The 6,401-nt window shown below is 68.4% G+C and carries 8 protein-coding genes; all 8 read right to left on the minus strand.

Annotation, left to right across the window (positions count from 1 at the left end):
* Positions 1-20 precede the first annotated feature (20 nt).
* Positions 21-818 (minus strand): SDR family NAD(P)-dependent oxidoreductase, encoded by a 798-nt coding sequence (locus tag JCR33_RS20205; protein ID WP_198883934.1) that lies wholly within the window; start codon positions 816-818, stop codon positions 21-23.
* 14 nt (positions 819-832) lie between these two features.
* Complete coding sequence (locus JCR33_RS20210) at positions 833-1,720, minus strand: amidohydrolase family protein (protein ID WP_332461238.1); 888 nt, start codon at positions 1,718-1,720, stop codon at positions 833-835.
* Positions 1,717-2,262: a carboxymuconolactone decarboxylase family protein gene (locus JCR33_RS20215; protein ID WP_198883935.1), complete on the minus strand. Its 546-nt coding sequence runs from the start codon at positions 2,260-2,262 to the stop codon at positions 1,717-1,719. Before JCR33_RS20215 ends, JCR33_RS20210 begins: the two co-directional genes overlap by 4 nt.
* Positions 2,259-2,873: a glutathione S-transferase family protein gene (locus JCR33_RS20220; protein WP_198883936.1), complete on the minus strand. Its 615-nt coding sequence runs from the start codon at positions 2,871-2,873 to the stop codon at positions 2,259-2,261. Before JCR33_RS20220 ends, JCR33_RS20215 begins: the two co-directional genes overlap by 4 nt.
* Positions 2,870-4,180 carry a TRAP transporter large permease gene (locus JCR33_RS20225; protein WP_198883937.1) on the minus strand — a complete coding sequence of 437 codons (1,311 nt, stop codon included), beginning with the start codon at positions 4,178-4,180 and terminating at the stop codon, positions 2,870-2,872. Before JCR33_RS20225 ends, JCR33_RS20220 begins: the two co-directional genes overlap by 4 nt.
* Entirely contained in the window at positions 4,177-4,725 is a 549-nt protein-coding gene (locus JCR33_RS20230; protein ID WP_198883938.1) for a TRAP transporter small permease subunit, read from the minus strand. Before JCR33_RS20230 ends, JCR33_RS20225 begins: the two co-directional genes overlap by 4 nt.
* A gap of 17 nt (positions 4,726-4,742) precedes the next feature.
* A complete protein-coding gene (dctP, locus tag JCR33_RS20235) occupies positions 4,743-5,759 on the minus strand; it encodes a TRAP transporter substrate-binding protein DctP (protein WP_198883939.1) in 1,017 nt (338 codons plus the stop codon).
* A 121-nt stretch (positions 5,760-5,880) separates the two neighbouring features.
* The coding region (locus JCR33_RS20240; RefSeq protein WP_198883940.1) for a LysR substrate-binding domain-containing protein at positions 5,881-6,401 on the minus strand (521 nt) is incomplete at its 5' end.

Genomic DNA, 6,401 nt, shown 5'->3' on the forward strand with positions numbered 1-6,401 from the left:
ACGCCGCTCCGTGGGCGGGATCAGTCGCAGCGGACCGACATGCCGCCGTCGACGACGATCTCGGTGCCGGTGACGAAGCGCGCATCGTCGGAGGCGAGATAGAGCGCGGCGTTTGCCGTGTCGCGGCCGTCGCCCATGAAAGGGAGGGGAATGCGCGACTGGCGCTTGGCGAGGAGCGCCTCGACGTCACCGCCCTCCCGCTGGCCGGCGAGGCGCACTTCGACCATCGGCGTGTGCATCTGGCCCGGCACCACGGTGTTGACGCGGACCCGGTGCGGCGCGAACTCCACCGCCGTCACCCGCGACATCTGGATGATCCCGGCCTTCGAGGCGGCATAGGCGACCTGCGCGGACCCGGTCCAGCGGATCCCTGACGTCGACGCCGTGTTGACGATCGAGCCGCCGCCCTGCTCCTTCATGACCGGCAGGACGTGCTTCATGGTGAGGAAGACGCTCGTCAGATTGTAGTCGATCTGCTTGCGCCAGGCCTCCTCCGAGAGGTCCACCGCGCCACCCTTCGCCGATCCGCCGACGTTGTTGACGAGGATGTCGACGCGCCCGAAGCGCTCGAGCGCGGTCGCCATCAGCGCTTCGATCGACGACGCGTCCATCACGTCGCAATGGGCGAGCGCGTAGGTGCCGCCGTCGGCCTCGATCAGCCGGGCGGTCTCTTCCATCGCGCTCTCGTTGATGTCGCAGGCCACCACCTTGGCGCCTTCGCGGGCGAAGAGGACGGCGGCCGCGCGCCCGTTTCCCCAGCCTGGGCCGACGGAGCCCGCACCCGTGATGATCGCTACCTTGCCGTCAAGTCGTCCCATGGAAGTCTCCGTCCTCAGGCAAAGCCGTAGAGGCGCGCGGGGTTGTCGACGAGAAGTCGCCGCAGGTGGTCGTCCGTCGGGGCGATCTTCGGCAGAAGGTCGACGAGCATCCCGTCGTCGGGCGGATCGCCCTTAAAGTTCGGGTGAGGGAAGTCGGTGCCCCACAGGACGTGATCCGGATGGTCCTCTACCAGAACGCGGGCGAAGCGCACGCCGTCGTCCCAGGGCGGGCCGTCGGCCGAAATGCGCTCCGAGCCCGATACCTTGACCCAGACGTGCTCCTTGTCGAGGAGACGGCGCAGCGCGGTGAAGGCGGGCTGGTCGATCCCGAGGCTCGCGTCGACACGCGCCATGTGGTCGATCACCACCGGCACCGGCATCTCGGCAAAGAGCGGCGCCATCTCCTCCATCCGCTCCGGCGCCAGATGGATCTGCAGATGCCATCCGTGGCGGGCGAGGCGGGGGGCGAGCGCCCTCAACTCGTCGGGCGAGGCGCCGCCGGCGAGGTGGCCCATGTAGTTGTAGCGCACCCCGCGAAACCCTTGCCCGGTGAGACGGACGATCTCCGCGTCGGCGACGTCGGGCGGGAGCAGGGCGATGCCGAGATAACGGTCCGGGCGGGCGGCGATGGCGTCGGCGACGACCGCGTTGTCGAACCCATGGCAGCCGGACTGGACCACCACGCAGCGCTCGATGCCGAGCATGTCGTGCAGCGCGAACAGCGTCTCCTTGGGCGCGTCGCCGGGGGTGAAGGCGGCATCGGCGGCGAACGGAAACACCGCGGTGGGGCCGAAGACGTGGCAGTGGGTATCGGTGGCCCCCGCGGGCAGCCGCGTCGTCGGCCGGCTCGGCGAGGGATTATAGGTGATGGGGTTGGTGTTCATCGTGACGGACGGGCTCACATCTCAGGCGCGGCGGGGTCGGGGGCCGGCACTTCGAAGGCGGTGATCGTCATCGAGATCAGCCCATAGTAGCCGAGCACTCCGGTGAGATCGACGACGCCCTCGCGTCCGAGGGCGGCGACGGCGCGCGTCCACACCGGCTCCGGGACCCGCTTGGTGGCAAGGAGGGCGGTGGCGAAGGCGTAGGTCGCCGCCTCGTCCTCGGCCTCGAAGGGTGGCTCGGCGCCGTCGCGGATAGCCTCGACGATTGCGAGCGACAGGCCGGCCTTGAGGGCGTGCGGCTTGTGCGCCTGCCACTCATATTCGGCGGACCAGTGGCGCGCGGTCACGAGGATCGCGAGTTCCGACAGGCGCGGCGGCAGCGAGGAATCGTAGCGGCAATAGCGGCCGAGCGCCTGGGCGTGGTCGGCGAGCTCCGGCCGCTCCAGCCAGACGGCGAGCGGACCGCGGACGCCGCCGCGTGGTCCGGAGGCGATCGCCTCGTAGACCTCCCGCTGACGGTCCGACAGGGTGGCGGGGTCGAGGGTGACGACGCGGCTCATGCTGCATCTCCAAGAAGGTGGTCGGTCGCGGAAACGGCCGGTGCGGTGGCCGTGATCGCCTCCAGCCAGGCGACGAGACGCGGATAGGCCTCGCGCCAGGCGACGGGGCGACGCCAGTCGAGATAGCCGAGCGCGGCGACGAGGGAAATCGCCGGCGCGTCGAGACGGGTCATCGTCGCCGTCAGCGCTTCGGCGGCGGCGAAGGCGCGGCCGATCTTGCCGAGCTGATGGTCGATCCAGCGCTCGGAGTGGGAGACGTCGTCGCGAAAGCGGCCCTCGTAGACGAGAAGGAGGGCGGCGTCGGTGATGCCGTCGAAGAGGGTGACGTGGGTCTGCGCCACCGCCCGCGCCTCCGGGCTCGCCGGATAGAGCGCCGGCCCGCCGACGGCGTCGAGATATTCGACGATGGTGCGGCTGTCGTAGAGCACCGTGCCGTCGTCGAGGACGAGCGTCGGGATCTTCCCGAGCGGGTTCACCTTGCGCAGCGGATCGTTCGGATCGAGCGTGCTCGCGGGCACGATGGTGAGCTCGATCCCGAGTACGTGCGCCGCCATCCTCACTTTGCGGCCGAACGGCGAAGTGAGGGAGGAGTGAAGGACGAGCCCGCTCATCGCATCCGATCCGGCAGGAAGGTGGCGAGCTCGGGCACCGCGCACAGAAGAACCAGCATGACGAACCCGGCGATGACGTAGGGGACGAGGCCGCGGAAGACGTCCTCCAGCGCGACGCGCCCGTCGGACGCCGCCTGCACGACGAAGCAGTTGATGCCGACGGGTGGCGTCACCGCGCCGATCTCGCACAGGAGCACCACGAAGACGCCGAACCAGATCGGGTCGAAGCCGAGCTTCATCATCACCGGGTGGGTGATCGGCAGCGTGATGGCGAGGAGGGCGGGCGCATCCATCATCATGCCGAGCACGAGGTAGACGGCGACGATCATGGCGACGACGACCCAGCGGTTGACGTCGAGCGTCGTCAGAAAGCCGCCCACGGTGTTGGCAAGGCCCGAGAGGGCAAGGAAGCGCGAGAAGATCAAGGCGCAGATGATGATCGCGAAGATCATCGCCGAGGTGCGGATGGTGTCGAGGAGCGTGCGCATCAGCGCGAGCTTGCGGAACGAGCGCAGCCGCACCAGCGCCAGGATCAGCGTGAGCATGGCGCCGACGCCGCCCGCCTCGGTGGGCGTGAAGACGCCGAGATAGAGCCCGGCGATGATCGCCACGATGATGAGGAGGAGGGGGCCGGCAAGGCGCAGCGACCAGAGCTTCTCGCTGAGTGTCGCGTCGGTCTGAAGGCGCGGGGCGAGGGCGGGTCGGCGCATCACCGCGATGTAGGTCGCGGCGCAGATGAGGATCGCGAAGACGACGCCCGGGATGAGGCCGGCGATCAACAGGCCGCCGATCGAGGAGTTGGTGAGGATGCCGTAGACGACCACGAGTGCGCTCGGCGGGATCATCACCGCGAGCGTACCGGCGATCGCGATGGAGGCTGCGGCAAGGCTCTTGGCGTAGCCGCGGGCGAGCATTTCCGGCAGTGCGATCTTGGTGAAGACGGTCGCCGTGCCGACGGAGGAGCCGGACGCCGCGCCGAACGCGGCCGCGCCGATGGTGGAGGAGATCGCGAGCCCGCCGCGGATGCCGCCGAGCCACTTCGTCGCCGCCTCGAAGAGGTCGGAGCCGAGACCCGCGCGCATCGCGAAGAAGCCCATCAGGAGAAACAGCGGAATGACGCTGAAGTGGAAGGAGTGGGTGGTGTCGAAGAAGACCGTCGACAGGATGGAGGTGGCGGGGACGATGCCGACGAGGACCGTGAGGCCGACCGCGCCGACGAGGCCGAGCGCCACCATGACGTTGACGCCGAGGAGGATGGACGCGAAGAGCGCGCAGACCCCGATGAGCCCGATGGTGAGGTTCGTCACAGGTGCTCTTCCTTCACAGCGTCCTCGTCGTCTGGCAGCTCGCCGACGAGAACCCCCACGGCGTCGATCAGAAACTGGATCGCGAGCGCGAGGAGGCCGACGAAGACGACGAATTTCACCGGCCAGATGGGAAAGCGGATGGCGCCCCACTCCTGCTCGTTGATGGTGTAGGAGCGCAGCGCGAAGTCGAACGCCCCCTTGGTGGCCCAGGCGAAGAAGACGAGCCCCAGCACCATCGCGAGGAACCGGACCGCCGTCCGCAGCCGGGCCGGCAGGCGCTGGGTGAGAATGACGACGTGGATGTGTCCGCCCTCATACTGCGTCAGCGCGAGCGACAGGAAGATGAGGATCACGAGGGCGGACTGGGTGAGTTCGAGCGTGCCGTCGATCGGCGCGTCGGCGATGGAGCGCAACAGAACGTTGGCGACCACGAGAAGCATCATGAGGAAGGTCACGATGCCGGCGAAGGATCCCGCCACGAGGAGGGCCCACCCGTAGGCGGAGCGCACCCTCCCATAGGCCGATACGGCACGATCGTCGGTCATTGGAGCCCGTCAGGCGCTTACTTGAACTCGAGCTCGGCGACGATGGGGTCGGGATCGACGCCCAGCGCCGTCGCCCGCTCGATCCAGTCCTTGCGGACCTCCTGGATCCCCTCGTTCGCGGAGAGGGTCGCCATGTCCTCGGTCGACACGCCGGGGTCGATCACGGTCACGCCGAGCTCGCTCTCCCAGGCTTCGCGCACCGTGCTCTCGTCGTCGTCGAGCATGTCGGCGTAGACGCCGAGATAGTCCTTGCCGAGCTGGTCGACGATGGCGCGCGTCTCCTCGTCCATTCCCTCGTAGGAGGCGAGGTTCATCGCGAGGAGGTGGCCGAAGGAGGCGCCGATCGGGTATTCGATGTAGTACTTCGCCACCTCGTCATACTTCCAGCCGCGGGCGAGCGCCGGCCCGATGGGAGTGCAGTCGACGATGCCGCGCTCCAGCGCCTCGTAGGTCTCCGACGTCGCGATGGAGACCGGCGAGCCGCCGAGCGCCTCGATGAGCTTCGGATAGGCGAAGCCGTAGGAGCGGATGCGGCGGCCCTTGAAGTCGGCGACGCTCTCGACCGGCTCGGTGCACAGGATGCCGTAGCTCTCGAGCGGCCGGAACCCGACGGCCTTGATGCCGCTGTTGGCGAGCTCCTGCTCGAACTGCGGAATCTCGGCGTGCCACTTCTCCATCAGCTCGCCGATCTCGCGGGTGTTGTTCGGCTGGGGAATGAAGAAGCCGACCGCGTTGTTGAGCGGGAACTGATCGGGGAAGTAGGGGGTGATGATGTCGCCGAAGTCGCCGACGCCGGAGGCGAGGGCGGTCGGGATCTCGCGGGTGCCGGCGACGGAGCCGCCCCAGAAGACTTCGATGGTGTGCTTGCCGCCGGTGCGCTTGGCGAACTCGTCCACGAACCATTGGGTGGAGCGCTGCTGCGCGTCCCCCGCGCCTTGGGGCTTGAAGGTGATCCAGCGGTAGGTCTTGGCTTCGCTGGCGCCGACGGACAGGGCCAGCGCCGCAACGGCGACTGCCGCGCGCAAACTGTTCATGACATTCCTCCCGGGTGACCGTCCGCCGTGCGGACTTGTTTTCACGGACGTTAAAGACCGTGAGCGATAACACAAATGCTCATTTCATATGCAGACTATGCCGGGTCGGCATGGCCTCGGCTCAGCGCCACAGGCCCTTGGCGACGAAGTCGCCGGTGATGGCGACGATGAGATCGGTGACCGCGGAAAGGGTGGCGCGTCGGCTCGGATCGTTGCGCATGGCGACGACGAGGGTCCAGGTGATCTTGGGCTCGGTGATGATCGCCGCCTCCAGCCGGCCGAGCTGGATGTCGCCCACCACGGCGCCGTAGGTGAGGACGGTGTAGCCGTGCCCGTGGCGCAGCAGGGCGCGGAGCTGGCCGAGCCCGTCGACCCGCTGGACGATGTTGAGCTGCGTGTTGTGGTCGAGGGCGCGGTCGATGATGCCGCGGATGAAGTTCGGCCGGCTCGGCATGACGAGCGGCAGCCGGCTCGCCTCGCGCAAGGTCACGTGGTCGCGGCCGAGCGTGCCGGCCTTGCCGACGATCCACAGGTGCTCGTCGAGCAGGCGCACGATGGTGATCTCGGGGTGGGGGGCGGGGTCGTGCATGACAGCGATCGCCACCTCGCCGTTGACGATCATCCGCTCCAGCGTCTGCGAGA

The sequence above is a fragment of the Acuticoccus mangrovi genome (assembly GCF_016411865.1).
Classification (GTDB): Bacteria; Pseudomonadota; Alphaproteobacteria; order Rhizobiales; family Amorphaceae; genus Acuticoccus; species Acuticoccus mangrovi.

Bases quoted from the DNA above. Each gene is read 5' to 3' on its own strand.
- JCR33_RS20215 (WP_198883935.1), bottom strand. From the start codon at position 2,262: ATGAGCCGCGTCGTCACCCTCGACCCCGCCACCCTGTCGGACCGTCAG.
- JCR33_RS20205 (WP_198883934.1), bottom strand. From the start codon at position 818: ATGGGACGACTTGACGGCAAGGTAGCGATCATCACGGGTGCGGGCTCC.
- JCR33_RS20220 (WP_198883936.1), bottom strand. From the start codon at position 2,873: ATGAGCGGGCTCGTCCTTCACTCCTCCCTCACTTCGCCGTTCGGCCGC.
- JCR33_RS20230 (WP_198883938.1), bottom strand. From the start codon at position 4,725: ATGACCGACGATCGTGCCGTATCGGCCTATGGGAGGGTGCGCTCCGCC.
- dctP (WP_198883939.1), bottom strand. From the start codon at position 5,759: ATGAACAGTTTGCGCGCGGCAGTCGCCGTTGCGGCGCTGGCCCTGTCC.